Origin of the sequence: Pseudomonas siliginis, assembly GCF_019145195.1 — a bacterium.
In the GTDB taxonomy this organism is placed as follows: Bacteria; Pseudomonadota; Gammaproteobacteria; order Pseudomonadales; family Pseudomonadaceae; genus Aquipseudomonas; species Aquipseudomonas siliginis.
In genome coordinates, this window is record NZ_JAHSTW010000005.1 from 59,169 (window position 1) to 82,749 (window position 23,581).

The 23,581-nt window shown below is 57.9% G+C and carries 28 protein-coding genes, 1 tRNA gene and 1 pseudogene; 10 read left to right on the top strand and 20 right to left on the bottom strand.

Annotation, left to right across the window (positions count from 1 at the left end):
• Nucleotides 1-58: 58 nt before the first annotated feature.
• Nucleotides 59-1,009, bottom strand: a complete 951-nt coding sequence (locus KVG87_RS11720; RefSeq protein WP_076567360.1) for a GlxA family transcriptional regulator — start codon at nucleotides 1,007-1,009, stop codon at nucleotides 59-61.
• A gap of 220 nt (nucleotides 1,010-1,229) precedes the next feature.
• Here KVG87_RS11720 and KVG87_RS11725 point away from each other — a divergent pair, with 220 nt between their 5' ends.
• On the top strand, nucleotides 1,230-1,952 hold the full coding sequence (locus tag KVG87_RS11725; protein ID WP_217850810.1) for a pirin family protein: 723 nt from the start codon (nucleotides 1,230-1,232) through the stop codon (nucleotides 1,950-1,952).
• A 41-nt stretch (nucleotides 1,953-1,993) separates the two neighbouring features.
• Here the strand turns inward: KVG87_RS11725 and KVG87_RS11730 are convergent, their stop codons facing one another.
• Both KVG87_RS11730 and KVG87_RS11735 read right to left on the bottom strand, forming a co-directional pair.
• Complete coding sequence (locus KVG87_RS11730) at nucleotides 1,994-2,479, bottom strand: hypothetical protein (RefSeq protein WP_225930862.1); 486 nt, start codon at nucleotides 2,477-2,479, stop codon at nucleotides 1,994-1,996.
• A gap of 180 nt (nucleotides 2,480-2,659) precedes the next feature.
• A complete protein-coding gene (locus KVG87_RS11735) occupies nucleotides 2,660-3,535 on the bottom strand; it encodes a LysR family transcriptional regulator (protein WP_056784468.1) in 876 nt (291 codons plus the stop codon).
• A gap of 111 nt (nucleotides 3,536-3,646) precedes the next feature.
• Here KVG87_RS11735 and KVG87_RS11740 point away from each other — a divergent pair, with 111 nt between their 5' ends.
• The 3 genes from KVG87_RS11740 (at nucleotide 3,647) to KVG87_RS11750 (ending at nucleotide 6,965) form a co-directional block, all read left to right on the top strand.
• Entirely contained in the window at nucleotides 3,647-4,846 is a 1,200-nt protein-coding gene (locus tag KVG87_RS11740) for a YbfB/YjiJ family MFS transporter (protein WP_217850813.1), read from the top strand.
• 61 nt (nucleotides 4,847-4,907) lie between these two features.
• Nucleotides 4,908-5,906: an NAD(P)H-quinone oxidoreductase gene (locus KVG87_RS11745; protein WP_217850815.1), complete on the top strand. Its 999-nt coding sequence runs from the start codon at nucleotides 4,908-4,910 to the stop codon at nucleotides 5,904-5,906.
• Between the two features lie 114 nt (nucleotides 5,907-6,020).
• Nucleotides 6,021-6,965: an alpha/beta hydrolase gene (locus tag KVG87_RS11750; protein WP_076567352.1), complete on the top strand. Its 945-nt coding sequence runs from the start codon at nucleotides 6,021-6,023 to the stop codon at nucleotides 6,963-6,965.
• Between the two features lie 30 nt (nucleotides 6,966-6,995).
• On the opposite strand, the gene KVG87_RS11755 is transcribed toward KVG87_RS11750, so the two are convergent.
• Nucleotides 6,996-7,325, bottom strand: coding sequence for a hypothetical protein (locus KVG87_RS11755; RefSeq protein WP_041478568.1), 330 nt, complete (start codon nucleotides 7,323-7,325; stop codon nucleotides 6,996-6,998).
• Between the two features lie 196 nt (nucleotides 7,326-7,521).
• Here KVG87_RS11755 and KVG87_RS11760 point away from each other — a divergent pair, with 196 nt between their 5' ends.
• Nucleotides 7,522-7,797, top strand: coding sequence for a hypothetical protein (locus tag KVG87_RS11760; protein ID WP_041478567.1), 276 nt, complete (start codon nucleotides 7,522-7,524; stop codon nucleotides 7,795-7,797).
• 127 nt (nucleotides 7,798-7,924) lie between these two features.
• On the top strand, nucleotides 7,925-8,140 hold the full coding sequence (locus KVG87_RS11765; RefSeq protein ID WP_041478566.1) for a hypothetical protein: 216 nt from the start codon (nucleotides 7,925-7,927) through the stop codon (nucleotides 8,138-8,140).
• 82 nt (nucleotides 8,141-8,222) lie between these two features.
• On the opposite strand, the gene KVG87_RS11770 is transcribed toward KVG87_RS11765, so the two are convergent.
• From KVG87_RS11770 to KVG87_RS11780, 4 genes and pseudogenes are all read right to left on the bottom strand, one after another.
• The gene (locus KVG87_RS11770) at nucleotides 8,223-8,510 is read right to left on the bottom strand and encodes a hypothetical protein (RefSeq protein WP_041478565.1); all 288 of its coding nucleotides are present in this window, start codon (nucleotides 8,508-8,510) and stop codon (nucleotides 8,223-8,225) included.
• Nucleotides 8,511-8,684: 174 nt separating this feature from the next.
• Nucleotides 8,685-9,713, bottom strand: a complete 1,029-nt coding sequence (rtcA, locus tag KVG87_RS11775; RefSeq protein WP_217850817.1) for an RNA 3'-terminal phosphate cyclase — start codon at nucleotides 9,711-9,713, stop codon at nucleotides 8,685-8,687.
• A gap of 9 nt (nucleotides 9,714-9,722) precedes the next feature.
• Nucleotides 9,723-9,848, bottom strand: a pseudogene (locus KVG87_RS25885) (nucleotidyltransferase); the annotation flags it as partial.
• Nucleotides 9,849-9,875: 27 nt separating this feature from the next.
• A complete protein-coding gene (locus KVG87_RS11780) occupies nucleotides 9,876-11,102 on the bottom strand; it encodes an RtcB family protein (RefSeq protein ID WP_217850819.1) in 1,227 nt (408 codons plus the stop codon).
• A gap of 195 nt (nucleotides 11,103-11,297) precedes the next feature.
• Here KVG87_RS11780 and rtcR point away from each other — a divergent pair, with 195 nt between their 5' ends.
• Entirely contained in the window at nucleotides 11,298-12,902 is a 1,605-nt protein-coding gene (gene rtcR, locus KVG87_RS11785; RefSeq protein ID WP_217851058.1) for an RNA repair transcriptional activator RtcR, read from the top strand.
• A 418-nt stretch (nucleotides 12,903-13,320) separates the two neighbouring features.
• Here rtcR and KVG87_RS11790 read toward each other — a convergent pair whose 3' ends face one another.
• From KVG87_RS11790 to thrS, 10 genes are all read right to left on the bottom strand, one after another.
• Nucleotides 13,321-13,536 (bottom strand): hypothetical protein, encoded by a 216-nt coding sequence (locus KVG87_RS11790; protein WP_076567342.1) that lies wholly within the window; start codon nucleotides 13,534-13,536, stop codon nucleotides 13,321-13,323.
• A gap of 206 nt (nucleotides 13,537-13,742) precedes the next feature.
• Nucleotides 13,743-13,819: transfer RNA gene (locus KVG87_RS11795), tRNA-Pro, on the bottom strand.
• 89 nt (nucleotides 13,820-13,908) lie between these two features.
• Nucleotides 13,909-14,265, bottom strand: coding sequence for a MerR family transcriptional regulator (locus tag KVG87_RS11800; RefSeq protein WP_003179985.1), 357 nt, complete (start codon nucleotides 14,263-14,265; stop codon nucleotides 13,909-13,911).
• Nucleotides 14,246-14,548 carry an integration host factor subunit alpha gene (gene ihfA / locus KVG87_RS11805; RefSeq protein WP_002553164.1) on the bottom strand — a complete coding sequence of 101 codons (303 nt, stop codon included), beginning with the start codon at nucleotides 14,546-14,548 and terminating at the stop codon, nucleotides 14,246-14,248. Before ihfA ends, KVG87_RS11800 begins: the two co-directional genes overlap by 20 nt.
• Before the next feature lie 3 nt (nucleotides 14,549-14,551).
• Nucleotides 14,552-16,930 (bottom strand): phenylalanine--tRNA ligase subunit beta, encoded by a 2,379-nt coding sequence (gene pheT, locus KVG87_RS11810; protein ID WP_217850821.1) that lies wholly within the window; start codon nucleotides 16,928-16,930, stop codon nucleotides 14,552-14,554.
• 26 nt (nucleotides 16,931-16,956) lie between these two features.
• Entirely contained in the window at nucleotides 16,957-17,973 is a 1,017-nt protein-coding gene (gene pheS / locus KVG87_RS11815) for a phenylalanine--tRNA ligase subunit alpha (protein ID WP_003226365.1), read from the bottom strand.
• 109 nt (nucleotides 17,974-18,082) lie between these two features.
• The gene (gene rplT / locus KVG87_RS11820) at nucleotides 18,083-18,439 is read right to left on the bottom strand and encodes a 50S ribosomal protein L20 (protein ID WP_002553161.1); all 357 of its coding nucleotides are present in this window, start codon (nucleotides 18,437-18,439) and stop codon (nucleotides 18,083-18,085) included.
• Between the two features lie 27 nt (nucleotides 18,440-18,466).
• Complete coding sequence (gene rpmI / locus KVG87_RS11825) at nucleotides 18,467-18,661, bottom strand: 50S ribosomal protein L35 (RefSeq protein WP_002553160.1); 195 nt, start codon at nucleotides 18,659-18,661, stop codon at nucleotides 18,467-18,469.
• Between the two features lie 60 nt (nucleotides 18,662-18,721).
• Nucleotides 18,722-19,273, bottom strand: coding sequence for a translation initiation factor IF-3 (infC, locus tag KVG87_RS11830; protein WP_169432615.1), 552 nt, complete (start codon nucleotides 19,271-19,273; stop codon nucleotides 18,722-18,724).
• A complete protein-coding gene (gene thrS, locus KVG87_RS11835) occupies nucleotides 19,273-21,195 on the bottom strand; it encodes a threonine--tRNA ligase (protein WP_024012407.1) in 1,923 nt (640 codons plus the stop codon). The genes infC and thrS overlap by 1 nt, the downstream gene beginning before the upstream one ends.
• Nucleotides 21,196-21,565: 370 nt before the next feature.
• On the opposite strand from thrS, the gene KVG87_RS11840 reads away from it, so the two are divergent.
• Together KVG87_RS11840 and KVG87_RS11845 are read left to right on the top strand one after the other, a co-directional pair.
• The gene (locus KVG87_RS11840) at nucleotides 21,566-21,868 is read left to right on the top strand and encodes a hypothetical protein (RefSeq protein ID WP_217850823.1); all 303 of its coding nucleotides are present in this window, start codon (nucleotides 21,566-21,568) and stop codon (nucleotides 21,866-21,868) included.
• 290 nt (nucleotides 21,869-22,158) lie between these two features.
• Nucleotides 22,159-22,371, top strand: coding sequence for a cold-shock protein (locus KVG87_RS11845; RefSeq protein ID WP_003179963.1), 213 nt, complete (start codon nucleotides 22,159-22,161; stop codon nucleotides 22,369-22,371).
• A 65-nt stretch (nucleotides 22,372-22,436) separates the two neighbouring features.
• On the opposite strand, the gene KVG87_RS11850 is transcribed toward KVG87_RS11845, so the two are convergent.
• Together KVG87_RS11850 and KVG87_RS11855 are read right to left on the bottom strand one after the other, a co-directional pair.
• Complete coding sequence (locus KVG87_RS11850; protein WP_217850825.1) at nucleotides 22,437-22,754, bottom strand: I78 family peptidase inhibitor; 318 nt, start codon at nucleotides 22,752-22,754, stop codon at nucleotides 22,437-22,439.
• Nucleotides 22,755-22,920: 166 nt separating this feature from the next.
• Nucleotides 22,921-23,223, bottom strand: coding sequence for a hypothetical protein (locus tag KVG87_RS11855; protein ID WP_217850827.1), 303 nt, complete (start codon nucleotides 23,221-23,223; stop codon nucleotides 22,921-22,923).
• Between the two features lie 129 nt (nucleotides 23,224-23,352).
• On the opposite strand from KVG87_RS11855, the gene KVG87_RS11860 reads away from it, so the two are divergent.
• Nucleotides 23,353-23,553: a hypothetical protein gene (locus KVG87_RS11860; protein ID WP_016774045.1), complete on the top strand. Its 201-nt coding sequence runs from the start codon at nucleotides 23,353-23,355 to the stop codon at nucleotides 23,551-23,553.
• Nucleotides 23,554-23,581: the final 28 nt, after the last annotated feature.

Consider the following 23,581-nt stretch of genomic DNA (forward strand, 5'->3'; position numbering starts at 1 on the left):
CAACCGCCAGAGCCGACGCAGCACGGACATCCCGCTGCGTCAGACGGACAGAACCGCTCTAGCTGAACTGTTCGCGGTATTGTAACGGCGTAAGACCGAGCTTTTCGGCGAACAACGAGCGCATGTGCCGGACACTGCCAAAGCCGCTTTTGTAGGCGATGGTCTTGAGCGGCAGATCGCTGGTTTCCAACAGGTTTCGCGCGCAGTCAATGCGGGCATTCTGCAAAAACTCCATCGGCGTCATATTGACGTCACGGGCGAACAGGCGAGCAAAGTGCCGTGCGCTCATGTTCGCCAATCCAGCCATGCGCTCGACGGTGAACGCTTCATCCAGATGTTCAAGGACGTAATTCTGTGCGCGGGTGATGGGCGTTTCTTGCGGTGAGACTGCCGCCATCAACGGGCTGAACTGCGCTTGCCCGCCTTGGCGCTTCATGACCACCAACAAGACCTTGGCAACGTCCTGGGCGATTTTCTTGCCGTGATCTTTGGCCACCACCGCCAGCGCCAGGTCGATGCCGGCCGTAACGCCACCGGAGGTGATGAGATTACGATCCTCGACGTAGATCTGATCGGTGGTCACCGTGGTTTTCGGGAAAGCCTTGATCAGCCGTTCGGTGTAGTTCCAATGCGTGGTGACGCGATAACCATCAAGCAGGCAAGCGTGGCCGAGGATGAATGCGCCAGTGCAAATCGAACCGTAACGCTCCGCGCGCGGCACGGCTTTTTTCAACCAGCCAAACAGCTCGGGAAATCTCTGGTTATAGGCGCCGGGGCCGCCGGGCACCAATAACAGGTCATAGCGCTCGGCCGCTTCGTCGATGTGCAAGTCAGCCTGAACCTGTACGCCGTTGGACGCCCTCAGCAAGCCGCGCTCTGTGCCGAGAGTCGTCAATTGATAGTGCAGATCAGGTTTCAGATAACGGTTGGCGACTGAAAACACCTCCAGCGGCCCCGCCATGTCGAGCATCAGAAAGTCAGGGAACAGCACCATTGCCACGGTTTTCATGGGAGGTTTCACACATATTCAAGGGTCAATACGCACGCTTCAGCCAAGGCATTATGGCGGACCGAGTGTTCAGGAGCGTGATCGAATGGGTGAACCATAACGCAAAACTGTCAACCTGAGCCGGACAGTCTTTCAATTTCCATCTACTTATTGCCTCACCGGGTAACCAGTAACCTTCTCCTCACTCGGACGAATTCACGTCCCGCCAGGAGATTTCATCATGCTGACTCTTCGCAAAGCCTCCGATCGCGGCCTCGCCAATCACGGCTGGTTGAAGTCGTTTCACACCTTTTCTTTCGCCAGCTACCGCAACCCGCGTGAACAGGGTTTCTCCGATCTGCTGGTGATCAACGATGACCGGGTCGCCGCCGGCAAAGGCTTTGGCCAGCACCCGCACCGCGACATGGAGATCTTTTCCTATGTGCTCGAAGGCGCGCTGGAACACAAGGACACCCTCGGTACTGGCTCGGTGATCCGCCCCGGGGACGTGCAATTGATGAGTGCCGGCAGCGGCGTGGCGCACAGTGAGTTCAACCACTCGGCCACCAAGCCCGTGCACTTTCTGCAAATCTGGATCGTGCCGGATGTCAGTGGCGCCAAGCCGCGCTATCAACAGGAACACTTCAGCGCGCAGAAAAAACGTGGTCGCCTGCAACTGATCATCTCGCCGGACGGTAGCAACGGTTCTCTGAAAGTCCGTCAGGATGCGCGGGTCTATGCCGGATTATTCGACGGCGACGAGAGTGCCAAGCTGAAATTGCCGGCCAATCGTTACGCCTACGTCCACGTTGCGCGTGGCAGCGTCGAACTCAATGGCCAAGCCTTGCAGGAAGGCGACGGCGTGCGGGTTCGTGAAGAACAGCTGCTCACTTTGAGCAACGGTATCGATGCCGAAGTGCTGGTGTTCGACTTGCGCCCTCAGGAGTTGCCGGAAATGCCATGATCTGGCGCGATGCAGAACGGCCTTCCACAGAAGGCCGTTTTTTATTGTGGCGGCACTGGTGAGGGTTGTACGACAGGTTTGGGTGACGATACCTCTTTGCCAATCTGAATCGCTGCCAGCGTGGTTTGTATGGTGGTCAACACCGCCGCCTGATTGGCGAAATGTGCGCCAACGAGCAAGGAAGCCACGCCGAGGAAATGCACAGCGGTGGCAGCCCAGTAATTGGCCTTTACCGTCGATGCCTGTCTGATCGCTTCCCGCGATTCGTCGGCAATTTTCTGCACGCCCATCCACATCAGGTCATAACGCTTGTCCCGTTCCTGTAGTGCCTTGTCCCGCTCTGCCTGAGCAGCCAGGAACCCGCGAATGTCGGCGCGCATTTCTGCCACGCGGCCATCCATCCTCGTCTCGATGGTTTCTATCCTGGCATCGAATTCTTCGCGACTTATGCTGCTCATGATTTGCCTGTCCCGCCCCGCGTCCGATCTGTCCGTGACTGCATATTGATTCACTTCCCTGATTTTCAATTCGACACCTTTCTGCGGCTACGCGGCCTTCCCTGGCTCTTCGTTTCGATGCGTCACCGAGGTCTGCATCGAGCTGCAGTGACAATAGAACTCATCACGGACTACAACAAGCCGGCCCATTCTGTCTCGGACGTAGGCTGTTTCGTCAGCAGTTGTAGCCTCGGCAAAACCCTGAACCACTTATTCGTTTTCCAGCGCAAAAGCCTCAACGATCTGCTCGATGACCGCCCGTACCCGCGCGGTGTGACGCAGGTCGGCGTGGGTGACCAGCCACACTTCATACGGCAGCGGCCGGGTCCGCTCCGGCCAAAGTCTGACGAGGCCATCGCGTTCGCCCATGTATACCGGTATCTCGCCAATCCCGAGGCCTGCGGCAAGGGCTCGACGCACCAAAAGGCTGGAGCTGAGCGTGGCGACGATGCGTCCGCGGGTCAACGGTTCAGAGACCAGCGTTAGGTCTTTTTTGCTCTGTAAGTACGGCTGATACACCACCAGATCATGGCCCTCGAAAGCGTTGCCGGGCTGCGGTTCTCCATGGCGCTCGACATAGGCCTGTGCTGCGAAAAGTCCTACAGGCCAACGGGCGATTCGCCGAGCGATGAGATCCGGGTTATCCGGCCGAGTATTGCGCACCGCGATATCGGCTTCGCGCTTGGCCAGACTGAGAATTTGCGTCGACGCATCCAGCTGAATCTGCACGTCGGGGTGCTGGTCATGCAGGCGCGCCATCGCCGGGATGATGAAGTCGATGGCCATCGAGTCGGTGGTGCTGACCCGAACATTACCGGTCAGACGATCGTCCAGCCCGTGGATGTGCCGCTCCAGTTCCAGTGCCGAATGCTCCATTTTTTCCACACTTTTACGCGCCGCTTCACCAACACTGGTCAGCGCGTAGCCATCGGAGGTGCGCAGGAACAGCGTCGCGCTCAATGACTTTTCCAGCGCGGTAATACGCCGCCCGACAGTGGCCTGGTCCACGCCCAGAACCCGTGCAGCACCGCGCAAGGTGGACTCGCGACAGACCGCCAGAAAAACCCGCGCATCGTCCCAATTCATGCTGATCCTCGTCGAAGCATTTTTGCATCACTCTGCCGCTTAATCGCTGCATATGCGCAGCCAAGATAGCCGATAAGCTGAGCGCCATACACCTCTTGTGAGATCGCTATCATGCGTACTGCAAATTCCTCCGGCATCTGGCTGCCGATCTTCGCCGGGCTTTGCGCCAGCCTGGTCAGCATTGGCCTGGCGCGTTTCGCCTACACGCCGCTGATCCCTTCGCTGATTCAGGCGCAGTGGTTTTCCGCCAATGATGTCGTCTATCTCGGCGCGGCCAATCTGGTCGGCTACTTGATCGGCGCCCTGCTCGGTCGGCCCATGGCCCATCGACTGGGTAACCGCAACGCCTTGCGCCTGATGATGCTGGCGGTCACGGGAGCTTTTTTTGCCTGTGCTTATCCGCTGTCGGTGAGCTGGTTCTTCGGCTGGCGTTTGCTGTCCGGCATTGCCGGTGGCGCGATCATGGTGCTGGTGGCGGCAACCGTGCTGCCTCACGTTCCGGCGGCGCGCAGAGGTTTGGCCAGTGGCGCAATCTTCCTGGGCATCGGCCTCGGAATCGCCGGCTCCGGGACCATCGTGCCGCCGCTGCTGAGCCTCGGCTTGCAGGCGACCTGGCTGGGACTGGGCGTACTGGCGTTGTTGCTGACCGCGTTGAGCTGGTTCGGCTGGCCTGCGGATACCGCGCACCCTGTGGCTGCGCACGCAACGTCGGCTGATGAGCCGACACCGCCGGGCGTCTACCTGTTGTTTGCTCAATACGCGTTCATGGCCGCCGGGCTGGTGCCTGCCATGGTGTTTCTGGTGGATTACGTGGCTCGCGGACTGGGCGCCGGGGCGCATATCGGCGCAATGGTCTGGGTGATGTATGGCCTGGGAGCGATTGTCGGGCCGGTGACTTACGGCTTCCTGGCCGACCAGCTTGGCGCCCGCACTGGTATTCGACTGGTGTTGGTAGTGCAAGCCATCGCCCTCGGTTTGCTCGCCGTCTCCCATTCATTTCTGGCGCTGGCTTTACTGGCGGTGATTCTCGGCTCGTTCCCGCCGGGCATCGTTCCGCTGGCCTTGGCCCGGGTGCATGAGCTGGTGCCGTCGCATCACCGTCAGCAGATCGCCTGGAGCCGTGCCACCGTGTCGTTCGCCACCTTTCAGGCGCTGGCGGGGTTTGCCTACTCGGCGCTGTTCAACGCTTCAGGTGGTCAGCACACACTGCTTTTTGTAATCGCCGCTGGCGCGATCGTCGTCGCTCTACTGCTGGAGCAAGCCATGCGCTGGCTGCCCTCTACAACTGAAACCCGTTGCGCGGCGAACTGAAGGGAATCATTGCGCGCTGCCAGCGCTCCCATCTACACGACCTTTTTCACAGGAATCGACAATGTCACTGCCCAACGAAATGACCCGTATTGAAATCACCGAACCCGGCGGCCCTGAAGTATTGCAAGCCAAGCGTGTGCCTCTGCCAACCGTCGGCGAAGGCCAAGTGCTTATCCGCGTTCACGCTGCCGGCATCAATCGCCCGGATGCCTTGCAGCGCGCCGGCAAGTACCCGATGAAACCCGGCATGGACCCGATCCCCGGTCTGGAAGTGGCTGGTGAAGTGGTCGCGGTTGGCGCCGGAGTAACGCGTTTCGCGGTCGGCGATCGGGTCTGCGCGCTGACCAATGGCGGTGGCTACGCCGAGTATTGCGCGGTTCCGGCCGGTCAGACTTTGCCTGTGCCGGATGGAGTCGATTGGGTCCAGGCCGCCGCAGTTCCAGAAACCTTTTTCACCGTCTGGGCCAACCTGTTCGGCCTCGGCGGTGCCAAGGCCGGCCAGCGCGTGCTGATTCACGGCGGCACCAGCGGTATCGGTACCACCGCGCTGATGCTCTGTCGTGAATTTGGCATCGAGGCGTTTGCTACCGCAGGCAGTGCTGAAAAATGCGACGCGATCCGTCAGCTTGGCGGGCAACCGATCAACTATCGTGAGGAAGATTTCGCCAAGGTCATTGCCCAGAAAACCGCAGATCAAGGCGTGAACGTGATTCTCGACATCATGGGTGGCTCGTATCTGAACGGCAACATCAGCGCACTGGCAATGGATGGCCGGCTGGTGATGCTCGGCTTTCTCGGCGGCGCCCGCGCCAACGACATCGATCTGCTGGCGATCCTCGGCAAACGCGCGGTGGTCACCGGTTCGCTGCTACGCGCGCGTACCGCTGCGGAGAAAGCCGCCATCGCCGATCAACTGCAAGAACACGTTTGGCCTGCCCTCAGCGCCGGGCGCTGCCTGCCGATCATCGACAAGGTTTACCCGCTGGCTGACGCGGCTCAGGCCCATGCCCGCATGGAGGGCGGCGATCATATCGGCAAGATTGTGCTGCAAGTGGCGTGATCGATTGCAGCATCTTGTAATCGTTGGGCGTGCACGGTGGTCGAAAAACAGTCACGCGCAGACCGAGGCATCTGGTAAAAAGCGTTCTTTGTCTGCGCTGTGGTGAAACGATTAATGTTCCTGTCCTTGCTGACCCGTCTGCGACGCCGCCGCCTGGCGTTCGCCATGATGGCCGCGCTGATCATTGGCGTTCCGACGAGTTGTGCAGTGCTGGAACACACCGAGCGCAAACTGTTGTTTCGCATCGAGCCGGGCACCGCCGGCTGGTATCGCGGTCTGCCCGGCAGCGTTCAGGAACTCGATCTGCAACCGAAGAGTTTCAAGGCCGGGCAGAACATCCATGCCTGGTGGTGGCCGGCGGAACGTGCCAATGCCCCGGCAATCCTTTACTTGCATGGTGTGCGCTGGAACCTCACCGGACAGTTGTTCCGCATAGAGCAACTACGCGCGGCGGGCTATTCGGTGCTGGCCATCGATTATCGAGGGTTCGGACAAAGCAAGGGTGATCTACCATCCGAAAGCAGCGTTTATGAAGATGCCCGCGTGGCCTGGGAGCGCTTCCAGTTGCTGCAACCGGACCCGAACAAGCGCCTGATCTACGGCCACTCTCTCGGTGGCGCGGTGGCGATTGATCTGGCGGCCGAACTCGGACAGAACGCGGCGCGCAACCACACACCTCTGCCGGTACGCGGTCTGGTCATTGAATCAACCTTCACTTCCCTGGCCGATGTCGCCGCCGCCGTGGCCAACACCTCGCTCCCGGTGCGCTGGTTGCTGTCGCAGAAATTCGATTCCATCGACAAGATCGCCGACATTCACATGCCACTGCTGGTGGTGCATGGCCTGGCTGATGCCTTCGTGCCGCCGCGCTTCAGCGAGCAGCTATTCAATGCCGCAGAGCAGCCCAAACGCCTGCTGCTGGTGCCCGGGGCGACGCACAACAACAGCATGGCGCTAGGCGGTCAGGGTTATCGCAAGGCTCTGGATGCACTGATGCAGACCAAAGCGGCGCCGCGGGTTGCCGGGCCGGCAGTCGCCAAGGGCTCTCGCGATTCCTGAGCTGTGTAAATCAGTCCTGAGAAACCGGCATCAGCGCCGAGCCAACTCATGGCGTACGCATTGTTCGTAATAGGTCTGCTTGACCGCTGCCGGTTTGAGCTTCGAACTGCTGTTGTAGGTCTGCTCGGTAATCCCCATCGCTGTCATGCGCATCCAGGGTTGCTGGAATCGGCGAACCTGCAATTGCTTGCGCGCGCCATACAGCGAAACCCCGGACAGTTTTGATCGCTGCGCACCGGCAGCAATATCCGAGCCCCAGGTGCAGGCAAAGCGATGGCCCTTGCTCAACTCTTTTGCCTGCACTCCCGAGGCGATCAAAGCCAGGGAAAGCGTCACAACGGTGATGACAATCGTGCGCATACAGCCAACCTAACCTTTTGAAAAAAGGCGATTTTGCCGGTGCGAAATACCTATGGGGGCCAGCAATTTGCCTGCTGTTGCGAGATTTTTGATCCGGCTGAATACAATCAGGCTTCGCCGCTCGTCCAGTACCGCGCACCTTTGCCAGACAGGCCTATCCAACGCTATACATCCCACCGCGTAGAAGGCCCACGTGATGAACAAGAAAATCTTCGCAATGTCGTTTTTCAGTCTGTGCTTGATTGGCCCGCTCCACGCTTGGGCAGCCGAAACGACAGCGGGCGCTGCCACCCCCGCCACCGCCCTGCCCGGTGTCAATCATGCACAAAGCTCTAGTGACCATGATGAGAAGGCCAACAAGAAAGGTGAAGAGTCTTCAGGCGCCAATGCGGGCTCAGAACCGCACGAGACGGAGAAGGATGCGGCGACGTCGAGCGACTCCGAAGATCTTGAGAAAAAACCCGCTCAGTAACGACGGACTTTGCTATTCATAACGAAATACCGACGCCGAACTAGCGCAATACAGGGTGATATCAATATGATGTGCCCACTGGCCACCATAGAAGGTGGCCAGAGGAAAATACATCCAAGGAATGCAAATGAAAGATTTCGTCATCGGCGTCAACAACATCGTTCTCTACATCGCACTGGCGGTCATCTTGATCGTTTCCCTCTTCATGATGAGCCAGAGCTTTCTTTCGGGTCTCGGCATGTTCGTAGGCGGCACCCTGGGCTGGTGCATCGTCTCCGGCTTCTGGTTCGTGCAATCGGCGACCTACGAAGAACTGCGCAAGCTGAACTCGAAAACCAGCTGATCTGCGCCGAGTATTCGTTAAAGAAAAAGGCCAATGTCATCGACATTGGCCTTTTTATTTCAGCTTCGAAAGGATTGATTAGTCATTGCTTGGTGCACTGAGCGCCCAGTCCCATGCCCATGGAACCAAGAGCAACCATCGGGCCGCTCGGCAGTTCGCACGTATATTCGCCACTTTCGGTTTGAGCGGTGTAGAAGGTTGTATTGAAGTCGCTGCGGATGTTGGAAACCTTGATTACGGGTTTGCCGATGGTGGTCTGTGCGCGATTCTTGAGATCACTCTCTCCCGGTTTGACGGTCTGGCATCCAGTAACTGCGAGCGCCATTGTTGCGAATAAAGCGAGAACCGGGATAGTCCTTGATGAGTTCATTGCAGATCGACCTTTTTGATTTTCATACCGGAGAAATACTGGCAATAACCTGCCAAGCGAAAGGACTTTAAGGTCGAGCCAGAACGGGGGCAATTAGGTCGGATGTGCTAATGGCTGAAGGCTAGCCTCCCCTGCGATGAGGTTGTGCAGCTGCTTTCCGGTTGCCGGCTGCTGTTAATCGGTTTGGAAAACGTCTACCCGCAAGCGATCGCCGCCCTCCTCTCGGCAATCGATACGGACCGGCAAAAACAGGTGAATGACTTCGATGTTGCTGCGCAGATGATCAGTCATGCGCGGCGTGGTGAACGATCCGCCACCGGCCAGCGCCATCGGCAACAGCAACTGATCGGCCAGATGCTCAGCGACCGCAGCATCACTGCGCAACCAGTCGACGGCCTGATTGATTGCGGCATCGGCCACCTTCTCGGCGCGTAACGACACTTGGCCAAATGCGCTGAACACCTCAGTGACATGCTCGAAAACATACTCCAGCAATAACACATTGCCCGGGCCGCGTGCCGGATCAAGCGCCACAGATTGCAGCGCCTCCACTGGCCAGTTCAAACGTTTGGCCACCTGACTCAGCTCTCGCTGAGCGACAGCAGGTGCGAGACCTGCGGTCAGCGCCAATGCGCGTCGTGAGACTGCCTCGCCGCGCTCACACAGGTCCAAGCGCGTGAGGCGCGAGGGCTGCACCTTCACCGCAATTTCGCCACCGCCAGCCGGTACGAAACCATGACGCAGCAACTCCGACTCGACATCGCCGCCCATGCGCCGCAGCAGCGGCAACCAACTGCGCGACAGGAAATCCGTCGGCGGTGCCAGCGGATTATGCGTGCCACCGGAGATCGTCACCCGACTGGCCTTCGATGCCCGCAACAAGGCTGGCAGCAACGTCTGCAGCACCAGCGTGCAACTGCCGGCCGTGCCGATAGCGAACTGAAAGTCGCCGCCGCGAATTTCGCCCGGTTCGAAGCTCAGGGCCTGCGACCCCAGATACGCACCAGATATCTCTGCACCACAAACCTCGCCCGCCGCCATCACTGCTATCAGGTGCTGACGCAGCAATCCCGGACGACTGCGTCTGGCGCGAATCTGTTTAATGCGAAACGCCCGACCTGTCACCATCGACAGGCTCAACGCACTGCGCAACACCTGGCCGCCACCGATGGCGCCGTCCAGTTCAATTACATCCTTTTTCATAGCAATTCCTTACGAGTACAGCCCGACGGTGTCCCTGAGGTAGCGATCCAGCCGCCGCGAGTCTTCCTGAGTTCTGGGTAATTTTGGCGCTTCGCGCTCAAGCTCAGCCGCGATGAACCGGTGCAGCGCCGGACGCAGAATTCTCGCCAGCGCTGTAGTTCCTTAGCCTTTGACGCACACCACCTGACGCAGGGTGTGCAGCACTTCCACCAGCTCACGCTGGGCGTGCATGACTTTGTCGATGTCCTTGTAGGCCATCGGAATTTCGTCAATCACCGCTTCGTCCTTGCGGCACTCCACATGGGCAGTGGCGCGGATCTGATCGGCGACGGTGAAGGTATTCTTGGCCTTCGTGCGGCTCATGGTGCGCCCGGCGCCATGACTGCAGGAACTGAACGACTCTTCGTTGCCCAGACCGCGCACAATGAAACTCTTGGCGCCCATCGAGCCCGGAATAATCCCCAGTTCGCCCTTCTTCGCTGACACCGCGCCTTTGCGGGTAATCAGCACGTCCTCACCGAAATGCCGTTCCTTCTGCACGTAATTGTGGTGGCAGTTGACCGCCTCCAGCGCCACTTCGAACGGCTTGCGGATGATCTGCCGCGTGGCCTGAACCACCGCGCGCATCATCAGTTCACGGTTCTGTCTGGCGAAGTCCTGCGCCCAGCCAACCGCCTCCACGTAATCTTCAAAATGCTGGCTGCCCTCTTCGAAATAGGCCAGGTCACGGTCCGGCAGGTTGGCAATGTGCTGACGCATATCGGCTTGGGCCATCTGGATGAACAGGTTGCCGATAGCGTTGCCGACGCCACGCGAACCGCTGTGCAACATGAACCAGACACGGTTGGCTTCATCCAGGCACACTTCGACGAAGTGGTTGCCACTGCCGAGCGTCCCCAAGTGCCCACGGTTGTTGGTGTTGGCCAGTTTCGGATACTTGTCGGTGATCAGTTTGAAGCGCGGCTGTAACCCCGCCCAGGCCTGATCGGCTTGCTGCGGAACCTCGTCCCAGGCGCCTTTGTCTCGCCGCGAACGATTCGAACTGCGGCCGTGCGGCACCGCTTGTTCGATTGCAGCACGCAATCCATGCAGGTTGTCTGGCAGATCTGCAGCCGTCAGCGACGTACGCGCAGCGATCATGCCGCAACCGATGTCGACGCCCACCGCTGCGGGAATGATCGCGCCGACCGTTGGAATCACGCTGCCAATTGTCGAGCCCTTCCCCAAGTGCACATCGGGCATGACCGCCAGATGCTTGAAGATGAACGGCATTTTTGCCGTGTTCATCAACTGTGCGCGGGCTTCGTTTTCAACCGGGACACCTTCGGTCCAGAGTTTGATGGGCTTGCCGTTGGCGACTTCGAGAAGCTGGTAGGTTTGGTCTTTCATATCTTGGTGTCCATGTTCGTTTCCATCAGCATTGCAGCCGCTGTGCCAGCTTCGGATGCGGCCATGGTTGTTTCTGCTATGTTTTTGATTTTAATAACTTTTATCTCTGATTTGACGAGGCTCGATAATCTATGGAAGACAAATCCGACCAGCAAAATTATCATTGCATATCGTCATTTATCCTATGAGATAAGCATGCCCAACAAACGCACGGTCGCCATCGGATTTATCGGAGCCACCCTGGATCGTGTCGGCAAAGGTGCCAGCCGGTGGAATTATTGGCGACCAAGCGTAGGCCTGTGCCAACAAACAGACCTCCCTATCCACCGACTTGAATTGATTCATGGCCTCGACGCGCGCGACGTCAGCCTCGCCGAGCGTGCCCGAGCGGACATCCAGCAGATTTCTCCTAGCACCGAAGTGCGCCTGCATCCAATGTCGCTGCGCAACCCTTGGGATTTCGAGGAGGTGTACGGCGCCCTGCACGACTTCACCACTGCGTACAATTTTGACACCGAGCACGAGGATTACCTCGTCCACATCACCACCGGCACCCACGTCGCACAGATCTGCTGGTTCCTGCTGACCGAGGCGCGCTATCTGCCAGCCCGGCTGATTCAGACCTCCCCCGCCAAGCGCAAGAACGAAAACGAGCCCGCCTGCGGCACTCACGCGCTGATCGATCTCGATCTGTCGCGCTATGATCGCATTGCCTCACGTTTCGCCAGCAAACGCCTCGAAGGCCTGGAATTTCTCAAGTCCGGCATCGCCACGCGCAACCCGGCCTTCAACCGCTCCATTGAACAAATCGAGCGCGTTGCGCTGCGCTCGAAAGCCCCCATGCTGCTGATCGGCCCGACCGGCGCCGGCAAATCCTTCCTGGCGCGGCGCATCTACGAACTCAAACGTAACCGTCATCAAATGCAGGGACGCTTTGTCGAAGTCAACTGTGCAACCTTGCGTGGCGACGGCGCGATGTCGGCCTTGTTCGGCCACGTCAAAGGCGCCTTCACCGGCGCGCAAAACGCTCGCGATGGCCTGCTGCGCGCCGCCGACGGTGGCATGTTGTTTCTCGATGAAATCGGCGAGCTCGGCGCAGACGAACAAGCGATGCTGTTAAAAGCAATAGAAGAGAAACGCTTCTTCCCGCTGGGCTCGGACAAGGAAGTCGAGAGTGATTTTCTGATAATCGCCGGCACCCACCGCGACCTGCGCAGCCGGGTCGCCGAAGGCCTTTTTCGCGAGGACCTGTACGCAAGGATCAACCTCTGGACATTCGACCTGCCCGGCCTCGCCGGCCGCCGCGAGGACATCGAGCCAAACATCGATTTCGAACTGGAACGCCACGCGCGCGAACATGGGCAACGCGCGCGTTTCAATCTCGAAGCACGCCGACGCTACCTGGCCTTCGCCAGCTCACGTGAAGCAGCGTGGCTGGGTAACTTTCGCGAACTCTCCGCATCGATTACACGGATGGCGACTCTGGCCGATAGCGGGCGCATCGATGAAGCGCAGGTAGACGATGAGATCGATCGATTGCGATATGCGTGGGGGTTGGCGCAACCCACTGCTGTATCAACCGAGTTGCCGGGAGATAGCGAGAGCATGGACTTGTTCGATCGCTTACAGCTGAAGGCGGTTATTGAGGTATGCCGGCAGGCCGACAGCCTGTCCGATGCCGGCCGACAGCTGTTCGGTATTTCCCGGCAGGCCAAGGCGCAGCCTAATGATGCCGATCGCTTGAGGAAGTACCTGGCGCGGTTCGGACTTGAATGGGGCAAGTTAGTGGACACGAAGTGAAGCACAGCGCACTTGATCACACTACTTCAATGATGACTGTAGAAAAAATGAATTAGCCGCCTGATCTCTCGGTCAAGAATTATGAACGCAGTAAATCTGACGAGGTGACAGCAATGACTATCCAGGCAGAGACACTCGTACAACTGACCGAAGCGCTCCAAGAGCGAGGCATGAAAATGGTCTCAGACGTCCATTTCACCCGCGCACCCTATCGATACAACCATCGCTGGATCTGCATCGTAGAGTGAACATGCTTGTTGCCGGCGCCTGGATCGAAGCGTCCAGCCGCCGGCGCCCTCGGCTTCGCCCACCCAAGCCCAAATAACCGTCTGCGCCCGGGGATGTCGATAGAGGATTGGGCGGCAATAAAAACCCGGCGCGATGGCCGGGTCTCGTGAACGATAACAATTGATCGGGCTTACTTAGCGCCGCCATTATCTCGGCCCGTCTGGGCGTCTTGATCAGAGCCAGGATTGCCGGGTGGCGGATTCCAGTCCTCTGGTCGTTCGTCGGTACCCTGCTTCGGCTCAGAATCAGCCTGCTCCAGGCCGGAATCATGACCCTCGCCAGAATCAGGGGTTTGTTCGTCTGGTCCCGGATATGGAGCTTCAGGGCCGTTGTTGTCGTCGATCATCATTCTCTCCCGTCAGTGGCGCAGGGGCTGCGCTTAATAAGTAAGAGAAGATCGGCGCACAGAGAGTGCTATTTGCTCGACGAGCGGACTTTCTTACTAATCCAAACACTTGGTGCGAGTCGCAGGCGTGATCGAGTAGCCCCGCAAATCTCACGCGCATGAAAAAGGCCAATGTTTTGGACATTGGCCTAGATCATTGAAAAATATGGTCGGGACGGAGTGATTCGAACACTCGACCCCTAGCACCCCATGCTAGTGCGCTACCGGACTGCGCTACGCCCCGACTGATGTTGCGTTTCGTTCTTCACCTCGAAGAACGCTCAAGAATATATCGCAAGCTTTTGAAAACTGGAAGTATTCAAACGCAGCTTTTTATTTCTTGAGTACCACCAGCACATCTTCCAATTCGGCAATCATCTGCCGAATCATCTGTTTGTACTGTGTGGTGTCATCTTTGGCTTCGTCGCCGGACAGACGCAGACGTGCGCCGCCGATGGTGAAACCCTGATCGTAAAGGAGCGCGCGGATCTGCCGGATCATCAGCACGTCCTGGCGCTGATAATACCGGCGGTTCCCGCGGCGTTTGACGGGGTTGAGCTGAGGAAACTCCTGCTCCCAGTAGCGCAGCACGTGTGGCTTTACGGCACACAGCTCGCTGACTTCACCAATGGTGAAGTAGCGTTTGCCCGGGATGACGGGTAGTTCGTCGTTATGACTTGGTTCCAGCATAAGCCTCAACTCGGGCCTTCAACTTCTGCCCTGGACGAAAGGTGACCACACGGCGAGCCGTGATCGGGATTTCTTCCCCCGTTTTCGGGTTGCGGCCAGGCCGCTGGCGTTTGTCCCGAAGGTCGAAATTGCCGAAACCGGACAATTTGACCTGCTCGTTGTCTTCAAGAGCGTGCCTGATTTCCTCGAAAAACAGTTCGACCAATTCCTTGGCTTCCCGCTTGTTCAGGCCCAGCTCTTCATACAGACGTTCCGCCATCTCAGCTTTCGTCAAAGCCCCCATACGTCACTTCCTTAACGTGGCGTTCAACCTTTGTTCGAGCGAGGTGAGGATATTTTGCGTCGTCGAATTCACCTCATCGTCATTAAGAGTGCGCGATGGATGCTGCCAGGTCAAGCCGACTGCAAGGCTTTTTCTATCAGGATCAATACCTTTACCCTGATACACGTCAAACAGCCTGAGCTCTGTGAGCCATTCGCCTGCATTTTCACGGATTACGTCCAGCACAGCCGAGGCCGCGACGTCTTTGTGCGCGATCAGTGCAAGGTCACGACGCACTTCAGGAAAGCGCGACAACTCGTGGAATTTCGGCATTTTACCGAGCGCCACTTCCGCCAGAACCAGCTCGAAGACGAACACCGGACGATCCAGCCCCAGCGCCTTTGACAACTCAGGGTGGATTGCACCGATATAGCCTACCTCGCGACCTTCACGCTCGATGCGCGCGGTCTGACCCGGATGCAGCGCCGGGTGCTTGCCCGGAGCAAAGGTGAACGAATCCAGGGCACCGGCGAAACCCAGTAGCGCTTCCACGTCAGCCTTTACGTCGAAGAAGTCGACGGTATCCCGACCCTGCGCCCAGCCTTCCGGCAAGCGACTCCCGCAAACAACCCCGGACAGCATAGGCTCTTGCTTCAAGCCCTCAAGCTGACCAACGAAGCGCAGGCCGCTCTCGAACAGACGCACGCGATCCTGCTGACGGTTGAGGTTGTGCTGCAACGCCTTGACCAGACCTGGCCACAACGACGAGCGCATGGCGGCCATATCGTTGGAGATCGGGTTGGCCAGCAACAGCGGCTCGACGCCTGGATTGAACAGTTCGAACTGACGCGGATCGATGAAGCTGTAAGTAATCGCTTCCTGATAACCACGAGCAACCAGCAGACGACGCAGCTCAGGCAGATCACTACGCGCTTCGGCCTTGGCTTGCGGAGCCAGACGCGCTTGCGGGTAGCGAACCGGCAGACGGTTGTAACCGTACAGACGAGCCAGCTCTTCGATAAGGTCGACTTCCAGGCTGATATCGAAGCGGTGGCTTGGCACTTCAACGCGCCATTGCCCTTCGCCGTCAGCGGCAATGTTCAGGCCCAGGGCGCCGAGCAGACGCTCGACCTGTGCCGAATCCATCTCCATGCCGAGCATTTGCGTGATGCGCTGCGCACGCAGAGTGATCGGTGCAATCGATGGCAGATGTTGCTCGCTGACGGTCTCGATGATCGGGCCAGCTTCGCCACCAGTGATCTCCAGCAGCAGGCCAGTGGCGCGCTCCATGGCTTCACGTGCCAGCTGCCAGTCAACGCCACGCTCGTAGCGATGCGAAGCGTCGGTGTGCAAGCCGTAAGAACGTGCCTTGCCGGCAACAGCGATCTGATCGAAGAACGCAGATTCGAGGAACACATCGCGCGTGGTCGCGGAAACACCGCTGTGCTCGCCACCCATGACGCCGGCGATCGCCAGTGCACGAGTGTGGTCAGCGATGACCAGCGTATCGCTACGCAGGCTGACTTCCTGACCATCAAGCAGAACCAGCTTCTCGCCCTCTTCAGCCATGCGCACACGAATGCCGCCATTGATTTCGGCGAGATCGAAAGCGTGCAGCGGTTGGCCGAGCTCGAGCATCACGTAGTTGGTGATGTCGACGGCAGCGTCGATGCTGCGCACGTCGGCGCGACGCAGACGCTCAACCATCCACAGCGGGGTTGGCTTGGACAGGTCGACGTTACGGATGACCCGACCCAGGTAACGTGGGCAGGCAGCCGGGGCCAGCACCTCGACCGAACGGACTTCGTCGTGTACCGCTGCAACCGCAGGCACCACAGGACGGGTTACCGGCACGGCGTACAGCGCGCCGACTTCACGGGCTAGACCGGCCAGGGACAGGCAGTCGCCACGGTTCGGGGTCAGGTCGACCTCGATGCTGGCGTCTTCCAGATCCAGATACACACGGAAATCTTCGCCCACCGGCGCATCGGCCGGCAGCTCCATCAGACCGTCGTTGCCCTCACCGACCTGCAGCTCTGCCTGCGAGCACAGCATGCCGTTGGACTCGACGCCACGCAGCTTGGCCTTCTTGATCTTGAAGTCGCCCGGCAGCTCTGCGCCAATCATGGCGAACGGAATCTTCAGGCCCGGGCGCACGTTTGGCGCTCCGCATACGACCTGGAAGGTTTCCGCGCCATTGCTGACCTGGCATACGCGCAACTTGTCGGCGTCCGGATGCTGCTCGGTGCTCAGCACCTCACCCACCACCACACCACTGAATACGCCGGCGGCCGGAGTAACGCTATCGACCTCAAGACCGGCCATCGACAGACGGGCAACCAGCTCGTCGCGATCTACCTGCGGGCTGACCCAGCCACGCAGCCATTGTTCACTGAATTTCATCCTGCTCTCCTAAGAATTCGTTACGACTAGCGAAATTGCGCAAGGAACCGCAAGTCGTTGTCGAAGAACAGACGCAAGTCGTTCACGCCGTAACGGAGCATGGCCAGACGCTCGACACCCATGCCGAAGGCAAATCCGGAGAACTCTTCCGGATCGATGCCGGACATGCGCAGCACGTTCGGGTGAACCATGCCGCAGCCCATCACTTCCAGCCAGCCGGTCTGCTTGCAGACGCGGCAGCCTTTGCCGCTGCACATCACGCATTCCATATCGACTTCAGCGGATGGCTCGGTGAACGGGAAGTACGAAGGACGGAAACGCACGGCCAGTTCTTTCTCGAAGAACACCCGCAGGAATTCTTCGATGGTGCCTTTGAGATCGGCAAAATTGATATCGCGATCGACCAGCAGGCCTTCGACTTGGTGGAACATCGGCGAATGGGTGATATCGGAGTCGCTGCGATAGACGCGGCCCGGGCAGACGATGCGGATCGGCGGCTGCTTGGATTCCATGGTGCGGACCTGTACCGGCGAGGTATGGGTGCGCAGCAACATGTTGGCATTGAAATAGAAGGTGTCATGCATCGACCGGGCCGGGTGATGGCCTGGGATGTTGAGCGCTTCAAAGTTGTGGTAGTCGTCTTCGACCTCAGGGCCTTCGGCGATGCCGTAGCCAATGCGGGTGAAGAACTGCTCGACGCGCTCCAGAGTCCGGGTGACCGGATGCAGACCGCCAGAGGTCTGGCCACGGCCTGGCAACGTCACGTCGATGGATTCGGCAGACAGTTTGGCAGCCAGTTCGGCTTCTTCAAACAATGCCATGCGCGCATTGAGAACGCCTGTAACACGTTCCTTGGCAACGTTGATCAGCGCACCGACTTGCGGACGCTCTTCGGCCGGCAGATTCCCCAGGGTCTTCATCACCTGAGTCAATTCGCCCTTCTTGCCAAGGTATTGAACCCGGATTTGCTCCAGGGCATTGATATCTTCAGCGCTTTGCACAGCCTCTAGTGCTTGAGAGACCAGCGCATCCAGGTTTTCCATGTACAGACTCCAGATACAAAATAGGGGAAGAGCTTGAAGGCTCTTCCCCTATTTATGACGTTTAACACCTGGCCCCACAGAGGTGAGGCCGGGTGACTGTCGGGGGTACTTAAGCCAAGGTGGCTTTAGCTTTCTCGACAATCGCAGCAAACGCCGCTTTTTCGTTCACTGCCAGATCAGCCAGAACCTTACGGTCGATCTCGATGGACGCTTTTTTCAGGCCAGCGATGAAACGGCTGTAGGACAGACCGTTAACACGAGCACCAGCGTTGATACGAGCGATCCACAGAGCGCGGAACTGACGTTTTTTCTGACGACGGTCACGGTAGGCGTATTGGCCTGCCTTGATTACCGCTTGCTTGGCAACACGGAATACGCGGGAGCGTGCGCCGTAGTAGCCTTTAGCAAGTTTCAGAATTTTTTTGTGACGCTTACGGGCAATGACGCCACGCTTTACACGAGCCATGAGTTACTTCCTCTATTCTTGACTAAATTAACGAAGGCGCAGCATGCGCTCGACTTTTGCCACGTCAGACGGATGCAGCAAGCTGCTACCGCGCAGTTGACGCTTACGCTTGGTCGACATTTTAGTCAGGATGTGGCTCTTGAAAGCGTGCTTGTGCTTGATGCCGTTAGCAGTTTTCAGAAACCGCTTGGCAGCACCACTTTTGGTTTTCATTTTTGGCATGTTCGGATACTCCGCATTCAGTTGATAAACATAATCAGAAGGCCTGCCGTGCCCTGTTGATTACTTCTTCTTTTTCGGGGCGATGACCATGATCAGCTGGCGTCCTTCCATCTTAGGATGCTGTTCGACCGAACCGTACTCGAGCAGGTCTTGTTCAACCCGCTTGAGGAGTTCCATCCCCAGCTCCTGGTGGGCCATCTCACGGCCGCGGAATCGCAAGGATACCTTGGCCCTGTCCCCGTCACTCAGGAAACGTACCAGGTTGCGCAGTTTTACCTGGTAATCCCCTTCCTCCGTCCCTGGACGAAACTTGATTTCTTTAACCTGAATCTGCTTCTGGTTTTTCTTCGCCGCGGCAATCTGCTTCTTCTTCTCGAAAATCGATTTGCCGTAGTCCATCACCCGGCAAACAGGCGGGACTGCATCTGCGGAAATTTCCACCAGATCAAGCTTTGCTTCTTCAGCGATACGAAGCGCTTCATCAATCGAGACGATGCCAATCTGCTCGCCATCAGCGCCAATTAACCGAACCTCGCGTGCCGAGATATTCTCGTTGATCGGGGCTTTCGGTGCAGCTCGTTTATCTTGTCTCATTTCACGCTTAATAATAATTACTCCGAATCTGGGCGACCACGCCGGGAAACCGCTTGCGCGAGAAACTCAGCGAACTGGGCGACGGGCATCGAGCCCAGGTCAGCACCTTCACGAGTACGCACAGCGACAGTCTGCATCTCGACTTCCTTATCTCCGATAACCAAAAGATAGGGAACCTTGAGCAAAGTATGCTCGCGGATTTTAAAGCCGATCTTTTCATTTCTCAAGTCGGACTTGGCACGAAATCCGCTTTCGTTGAGAGTTTTTTCAACCTCTGCAACAAAATCTGCCTGTTTATCAGTGATATTCATGATCACCGCCTGGGTCGGCGCGAGCCACGCAGGGAAAGCACCTTCGTAGTGCTCGATCAGAATCCCGACGAAACGCTCGAACGAACCGAGGATCGCGCGGTGCAACATCACCGGGTGTTTGCGGCTGTTGTCTTCAGAGACGTATTCAGCGCCCAAACGGACAGGCAGGTTAAAATCGAGCTGCAAGGTACCACACTGCCAGACTCGACCGAGACAATCTTTCAGCGAGAACTCGATCTTCGGCCCGTAGAAAGCACCCTCGCCCGGCTGCAGATCGTACGGCAGGCCAGCAGAATCAAGGGCTGCAGCCAATGCTGCTTCAGCGCGATCCCACAGCTCATCGGAGCCGACGCGTTTTTCCGGACGAGTGGAGAGTTTCATCTCGACTTCGGTAAAGCCGAAATCGCGATAGACGTCCATGGTCAGCTTGATGAACGCAGCGGACTCGGCCTGCATCTGCTCTTCTGTGCAGAAGATGTGCGCGTCGTCCTGAGTGAACGCTCGCACGCGCATGATGCCGTGCAACGCACCCGACGGCTCGTTACGGTGGCAAGCACCGAACTCGGCCAGACGCATCGGCAACTCGCGGTAGCTTTTCAGGCCCTGATTGAACACCTGCACGTGGCATGGGCAGTTCATCGGCTTGATGGCGTAGTCGCGGTTTTCCGACTGAGTGGTGAACATGTTGTCGGCGTAGTTGGCCCAGTGCCCGGATTTCTCCCACAGGCTGCGGTCGACGACTTGAGGAGTCTTGATCTCAAGGTAGCCGTTGTCGCGCTGGATCTTGCGCATGTACTGCTCGAGCACCTGGTACAGAGTCCAGCCGTTCGGGTGCCAGAACACCATGCCCGGCGACTCTTCCTGAGTGTGGAACAGGCCCAGGCGCTTGCCGATCTTGCGGTGATCGCGCTTCTCGGCTTCTTCGATGCGCTGGATGTACGCCGCCAGCTGTTTCTTGTCCGCCCAGGCGGTGCCGTAGACGCGCTGCAATTGCTCGTTCTTGGCGTCGCCACGCCAGTAGGCGCCCGACAGCTTGGTCAGCTTGAAGGATTTCAGGAAACGCGTGTTCGGCACGTGCGGACCGCGGCACATGTCGACGTATTCTTCGTGATAGTACAGACCCATGGCCTGCTCGTTCGGCATGTCTTCGACCAGACGCAGCTTGTAATCTTCGCCGCGGGCCTTGAACACTTCGATCACTTCTGCGCGCGGAGTGACTTTCTTGATGACGTCATAATCCTTCTCGATCAGCTGCTGCATGCGCTGTTCGATGGCCGCCATGTCTTCCGGCGTGAAAGGACGCTCGTAGGCGATGTCGTAATAAAAGCCTTCGTCGATGACCGGGCCGATGACCATCTTCGCGGTCGGGTACAGCTGTTTGACCGCGTGGCCAACCAGGTGCGCGCAAGAGTGGCGAATGATCTCCAGCCCCTCTTCATCCTTTGGCGTAATGATTTGCAGGGTCGCGTCGCTGCTGATGATGTCGCTGGCGTCGACCAGTTGGCCATTGACCTTGCCCGCGAGCGTGGCTTTGGCCAGACCTGCACCAATGGATGCGGCGACCTCGGCTACGGAAACCGGGTGATCGAATGAACGTTGACTGCCGTCGGGAAGAGTAATAGTTGGCATGGCGCCTCCTCTCCTAGTGGTGACCCCTACCAAAGGTCACGTGGGTTGGGATGAGCCAGTACAAGATCCGATCCAGGCCATTCAATGACGAACGCCTGCCTTACAGCGGCAGGAGCCTTGCGGCCAACCGGAAAACCGAACCAGAGTGACTGGGATTCAAATCGGAAAAATTCGCACGCCGACCGCTTCGGGACTGAAGGTCATCCGAAGCCTGAGAACGCTTGAGCCCGGCATGCTAGCACAGATGAGCGGTCGCTTACGTCCTGATTTGGCAGAAGGCCAAATGTCCGTTTTTATGCCAGAGTGCTGAACTTGAGAGGCCCTTGCGCCCTCAGATAACAAGACATTGACCCACAAGGAGCATCCTCGCATGCGTCTGAAAAGCTTATTCGCCCTCGTCGCCCCCGTCGTTCTGCTGCTGCCACTGAGCGCCCATGCCGACTGGCCGAAAGGCGAGCGCGAGAAGTACATGGCCCAGTGCACTCAGGCTGCAACCCAGCAAATCGGTGCTGCCGCGGCGAAATCCCACTGCGCTTGCGGAGCTGACGCCATCAAGTCCTATCCGGCCAGTGACATTCAGGCGCTGATGGACAACAAGGCGACTCCCGAATTGCAACAGAAAGCCCTTGGCCAGATCGCCAAATGCAAGGCAAATAGCGCCCCGAAAAAATAAGAACACCGGGCATTAACATCGGCTGAAAGGCGGAAAAAAGTGCTGGAAATGAGCCTTTTCAGACGATTTATGCAGGTTTTACAGGTTTTTTTATTGTCTTTACGTTTCGCTGAAAGCCTTTCAAACCGGGGCTTTCAGCAGAAACGGGTGGTAAAGAAAACACGACTGATTGGCAAACAGCACGTCCGGGGGGCTCCCAAAGCGAACATTTCGACTATGATACCCGGGTGTGCCCAGTTGGCCTGAGCAGCACAGCACTACTGAAAATATATGTTTCTTGGAGATACACCATGTCTAATCGCCAAACCGGCACCGTTAAATGGTTCAACGATGAAAAAGGCTTCGGCTTCATCACTCCTCAAGGTGGCGGTGACGACCTGTTCGTACACTTCAAAGCTATCGAATCCGACGGTTTCAAAAGCCTGAAAGAAGGCCAGACCGTCTCTTTCGTGGCTGAGAAAGGCCAAAAGGGTATGCAAGCTGCACAGGTTCGCCCAGAGTAATTTCTCGGCGCACTAAAAAAACCCCGTCCTGGTGACGGGGTTTTTTATGCCTGACACAAATGGACTCAGCCGCAGTTGACGCGAGTAACTACCAGGTTGTTGTCGGTGTTCAGGTTCAGGCGATCGGAGCGGTATTCCAGGGTGATCATGTCGTTCGGCTTGAGGAAACGCGCATTTTGCGCGCCAGACTTGGCACGCGCCTGATCCAGCAACTCAGGGGACGCCTTCTTGCCGATGGCAAATTGCGCTGCCGATGCTTCGCAGCGGCTATTTCCTGATTCAGCCGTCACGGGCTCCTTTGCCGACTCGCTGGAGGTTGTGCTGCAACCAGCCAACAGAGCAGCGGCCATCAGTGCACCCAGTGTCGCGAACTTCAAAGGCATGAAGCCTCCTTGTTTTCAAATGTTTAAGCAGAGATCGTGCGACCGCCAATGCAGCGTTTGGTTTCAAGGCTCAAGCCATGCCCTGCCCCACGAGCGGAAAAATGCCGAGTGTGCCTGAGCCGCCCTGTCCGGCTCATCAAACATTCGTGACTGAATATTAACAACCTCAATAAACGTCGATGTAGTCGTAGGGCGGATTCGGCCAGTTGTCTTTGAGTGCGTTGAAAATCTGCATCACCCAGACTTCATCGCTGGCTGCGACGTTACCCACATAGCCCGACCCCTTAGCCCAGGTTTCCAGGCGAAACAACAGACCCTCGATATCCTGCCCACCGGTCACCGTAGACAGATAGGCAATGCCATCTTTGGTCACGCGCAATTGGTTGTGCGCGTCGTCACTGGCCGAGGCAAGCAATTGGCGCACTGCTTCGAGTGTCAGGCCGTCAGGGGTATTCAGATCAATCTGCACAGCGGGGTCCTTTGCAAGCCGGAAAAGACCAAGTGTCGCATAGCGCTCCGCTCATGCCTAAGTCGCAGTGCCAAATGCCGCACAAAATGGTTAACTCGAAAACAGACATCCTGACCTTTCGAGCCTCCCATGACCAGTGTAAGCATCGACGCCGCCATCAACGCCAAATGGGCCGAAGGACACAGCTCTTACAGCCCCGGCACGACGGAAGAATTGGCGCTGATCGGCATTGATTTACTGGTCAAGGAGTTGGGGATAGAAGCGGCGCAGCATTTTATCAATCAGGTATTCGAACGCTATCCGATCGGTCAGGCCGAACAGCCGCAGTGAAAACCCGCAGGCAACCGCCTGCGGGTTG

Excerpts from the sequence above, each read along its gene's own strand:
- KVG87_RS11755 (WP_041478568.1), bottom strand. The coding sequence starts at position 7,325 with ATGCGCACGATTGTCATCACCGTTGTGACGCTTTCCCTGGCTTTGATC.
- rtcR (WP_217851058.1), top strand. The coding sequence starts at position 11,298 with ATGCCCAACAAACGCACGGTCGCCATCGGATTTATCGGAGCCACCCTG.
- pheS (WP_003226365.1), bottom strand. The coding sequence starts at position 17,973 with ATGGAAAACCTGGATGCGCTGGTCTCTCAAGCACTAGAGGCTGTGCAA.
- KVG87_RS11765 (WP_041478566.1), top strand. The coding sequence starts at position 7,925 with ATGAAAGATTTCGTCATCGGCGTCAACAACATCGTTCTCTACATCGCA.
- KVG87_RS11850 (WP_217850825.1), bottom strand. The coding sequence starts at position 22,754 with ATGCCTTTGAAGTTCGCGACACTGGGTGCACTGATGGCCGCTGCTCTG.
- KVG87_RS11840 (WP_217850823.1), top strand. The coding sequence starts at position 21,566 with ATGCGTCTGAAAAGCTTATTCGCCCTCGTCGCCCCCGTCGTTCTGCTG.
- KVG87_RS11790 (WP_076567342.1), bottom strand. The coding sequence starts at position 13,536 with ATGATCGACGACAACAACGGCCCTGAAGCTCCATATCCGGGACCAGAC.
- rpmI (WP_002553160.1), bottom strand. The coding sequence starts at position 18,661 with ATGCCAAAAATGAAAACCAAAAGTGGTGCTGCCAAGCGGTTTCTGAAA.
- KVG87_RS11800 (WP_003179985.1), bottom strand. The coding sequence starts at position 14,265 with ATGCTGGAACCAAGTCATAACGACGAACTACCCGTCATCCCGGGCAAA.
- KVG87_RS11780 (WP_217850819.1), bottom strand. The coding sequence starts at position 11,102 with ATGAAAGACCAAACCTACCAGCTTCTCGAAGTCGCCAACGGCAAGCCC.
- KVG87_RS11770 (WP_041478565.1), bottom strand. The coding sequence starts at position 8,510 with ATGAACTCATCAAGGACTATCCCGGTTCTCGCTTTATTCGCAACAATG.
- KVG87_RS11750 (WP_076567352.1), top strand. The coding sequence starts at position 6,021 with ATGTTCCTGTCCTTGCTGACCCGTCTGCGACGCCGCCGCCTGGCGTTC.
- KVG87_RS11845 (WP_003179963.1), top strand. The coding sequence starts at position 22,159 with ATGTCTAATCGCCAAACCGGCACCGTTAAATGGTTCAACGATGAAAAA.
- KVG87_RS11760 (WP_041478567.1), top strand. The coding sequence starts at position 7,522 with ATGAACAAGAAAATCTTCGCAATGTCGTTTTTCAGTCTGTGCTTGATT.
- ihfA (WP_002553164.1), bottom strand. The coding sequence starts at position 14,548 with ATGGGGGCTTTGACGAAAGCTGAGATGGCGGAACGTCTGTATGAAGAG.
- KVG87_RS11860 (WP_016774045.1), top strand. The coding sequence starts at position 23,353 with ATGACCAGTGTAAGCATCGACGCCGCCATCAACGCCAAATGGGCCGAA.
- rtcA (WP_217850817.1), bottom strand. The coding sequence starts at position 9,713 with ATGAAAAAGGATGTAATTGAACTGGACGGCGCCATCGGTGGCGGCCAG.
- KVG87_RS11740 (WP_217850813.1), top strand. The coding sequence starts at position 3,647 with ATGCGTACTGCAAATTCCTCCGGCATCTGGCTGCCGATCTTCGCCGGG.
- pheT (WP_217850821.1), bottom strand. The coding sequence starts at position 16,930 with ATGAAATTCAGTGAACAATGGCTGCGTGGCTGGGTCAGCCCGCAGGTA.
- KVG87_RS11720 (WP_076567360.1), bottom strand. The coding sequence starts at position 1,009 with ATGAAAACCGTGGCAATGGTGCTGTTCCCTGACTTTCTGATGCTCGAC.
- thrS (WP_024012407.1), bottom strand. The coding sequence starts at position 21,195 with ATGCCAACTATTACTCTTCCCGACGGCAGTCAACGTTCATTCGATCAC.
- KVG87_RS11735 (WP_056784468.1), bottom strand. The coding sequence starts at position 3,535 with ATGAATTGGGACGATGCGCGGGTTTTTCTGGCGGTCTGTCGCGAGTCC.
- rplT (WP_002553161.1), bottom strand. The coding sequence starts at position 18,439 with ATGGCTCGTGTAAAGCGTGGCGTCATTGCCCGTAAGCGTCACAAAAAA.
- KVG87_RS11745 (WP_217850815.1), top strand. The coding sequence starts at position 4,908 with ATGTCACTGCCCAACGAAATGACCCGTATTGAAATCACCGAACCCGGC.
- KVG87_RS11725 (WP_217850810.1), top strand. The coding sequence starts at position 1,230 with ATGCTGACTCTTCGCAAAGCCTCCGATCGCGGCCTCGCCAATCACGGC.